At 61.5% G+C, this 2,515-nt stretch carries 2 protein-coding genes; one reads left to right on the top strand and one right to left on the bottom strand.

Annotated features, from left to right (window positions below):
- A partial coding sequence (locus EN932_RS33860; RefSeq protein ID WP_128369425.1) for a type VI secretion system ImpA family N-terminal domain-containing protein occupies positions 1-1,012 on the bottom strand: 1,012 nt, incomplete at its 3' end.
- A 327-nt stretch (positions 1,013-1,339) separates the two neighbouring features.
- On the opposite strand from EN932_RS33860, the gene EN932_RS33865 reads away from it, so the two are divergent.
- Positions 1,340-2,515: AAA family ATPase (locus tag EN932_RS33865; RefSeq protein ID WP_128369426.1), on the top strand; the 1,176-nt coding region annotated here is incomplete at its 3' end.

Consider the following 2,515-nt stretch of genomic DNA (forward strand, 5'->3'; position numbering starts at 1 on the left):
GTTCGGTACGGTCATAGAAGGCGACGACCAGGTCGAGGCATTTCACCACGTCGTCGCGCGAGGAGATCCGGTCGGGGAGTCCCGTGCTCGAGTCCGCATAGCTTGCCATACTTGCCATAGCATCGGCTCCATGACCGTTTCGAGCAGGCGTTGCCAGTTCCGTCGGCACCGCCTGCGTGGCTGCGCCATTCGTCACCGCGCCGGCCGCTGAATTCCGTTCAAGTGTCGTCAGCAAACGCTGCAGGAACCGTTTTAAGTCCGGAACGGGAGTGCCGCTGCCCTCGAGACGAGCGTTGAGCGCAGTCTCGAGCGCATCCAGTGCCGTGATCGTCGCCCGGGCGTCGGCGATGAGCTGGACCATCTCCGCATTGGCCTGATCGATCTGTGCCGCACATGCGGCACGCACCCGATTCAAGAGTTGTCCGTGCGCACTGACCAGCTGCGCTTTTTCCGCCGCATTCAGCCCCGAGGCGGCTTCCTGGAGCATGACGCGATCGTCGAGCGCACCCTTCTCCAGGTCCTTGCCCTGAACCGGGCCGATTGCGCGCGGCGCGAAGAACGTCATTTGCCGCAGATTCGCCAACAACCCGTCCTGACCATTCTGCAGGTCGATCAGCGCGTTGATACGGCGCAAGGCGGCATCGCGCGGCGAAGCGTTGGGCCGCATAGCCGGATGCATGGTGTCCCAATGCTGATCGAAGGTCTGCGCGATCAGCGTCAGACCTTGCGCCAATCCGGCCAGCCCGTCTTCATTGGCCAGCGCGCGCGTGACGATGACAAGCAGGCGCAAGTCCCTGCCATGCGCGCGCAATTCATCCGCCTTTGCGAGCACAGCGGGCCAGTCGACTGGAATCGTGCTTTGCGAGCCGGCCTTATTGTTGCCGTCGTGGACGACCTTGAGTTGGGCTTCGGTCAGGCGCTCCAACTCATGGAAAGCCGGGTCGTTGCGCAAATCTTCCCCGGACGGGTTCTCACCGTCTAGCGAAGAAAGCCAGAGTGCGAGATCAATCACACCAACCCCCAGCGAAGGCCCTCAAACCTTATGTGACCTTACGTTATCACACCGGTGCACTTTACCACAATTCAACGAGTGCTCCAAAATTAACAGAAGCTGAACACCGCCATGAGTACCGAACTCCGTGGCGCAATTGTCAATCCGTATGAGAAATGCATCGCGCAGGGCGCGCAATTCCGCTGTTGTTTGCAGCCGGTGGTGCAAGACTTCCACAATACGAGGAAGCTGGCTGAACCAGGCATTGAGGCCTCGTCCACAACGCACTTTGTCAAGTGGCGGCATCTGTGGCAGTTTATCGGCTGGCAGATTGCAGGAGCACGTTCGATGGAACAGCGCCGGTCGTCGCAGAGCTTCAAGCGTAAGGAACTGGTCGGCAAGCTTAATCCTGTCGGGGTGCGCGCCTTCAAGGCCGCGGCCGATAGCGCCAAGCTGCGCGGCAATCCTTACGTCGAACTCGTTCACTTCATCGAGCAGCTGGTGCTTTCCGACCGCTCCGACGTGCAAATGATAATCGCCGATGCGGGACTGGATGCCAGCCGGCTCACGGCAGATATGACCCGTGCCGTCGACAAGTTGCCCTATGGCGCAACCTCGATCGAGGAATTCTCCGATCATATCTTCCATGCAATCCAGGAAGCCTGGAACCTCGCGACGCTGGAGTTCGGCGTCGAGGAAGTCCGCAGCGCCCATATTCTGCTTTCCTGCCTGAAAACCCCGGTTCTGGAAGGCCTGCTGTCGAAGATCAGCGGCGAGTTCGACAAGATCGACGCCGACGCGGTTGTCGCGCGGTTCGCCGATGTCGTGGAAGGTTCGCTCGAAGGCGGCGCAGCCATCGCGGTTCCCGCGGCCGAAACGCCGAAGCGGACCATGGGCGGAGATTCGGCCTTGGCGAAATTCGCCACGGATCTGACCCAACGCGCCCGCGAGGGCAAGATCGATCCGGTCGTCGGCCGCGATCCGGAGATCCGGCAGATAGTCGACATCCTGATGCGGCGTCGGCAAAACAACCCGATCCTGACCGGCGAGGCCGGGGTCGGCAAGACGGCGGTCGTTGAGGGCTTTGCCTTGCGTATCGCTCAGGGCGATGTGCCGCCCACGCTGCAAGGCGTCAGCGTGCGCATGCTCGATGTCGGATTGATGCAGGCGGGCGCCAGCGTGAAGGGCGAATTCGAAAAACGGCTGAAGGCTGTGATCGACGAGGTTCAATCGTCCGAAACGCCGGTCATCCTGTTCATCGACGAGGCCCACACCTTGATTGGCGCCGGCGGTGCTGCCGGAACCGGTGATGCCGCCAATCTCTTGAAGCCGGCGCTGGCACGGGGCGAACTTCGCACCATCGCCGCAACGACCTGGGCCGAATATAAGCAGCACATCGAGAAAGACCCGGCGCTGACCCGCCGTTTCCAGGTGGTCAAGATCGACGAGCCGTCGGAGGCGGTGGCCGTTCTGATGTTGCGCGGGGTGGCAGGGGTTCTGGAGCAACACCACAAGGTGCAGATA

Origin of the sequence: Mesorhizobium sp. M7A.F.Ca.US.002.01.1.1, assembly GCF_004022955.1 — a bacterium.
Lineage (GTDB): Bacteria > Pseudomonadota > Alphaproteobacteria > Rhizobiales > Rhizobiaceae > Mesorhizobium > Mesorhizobium ciceri.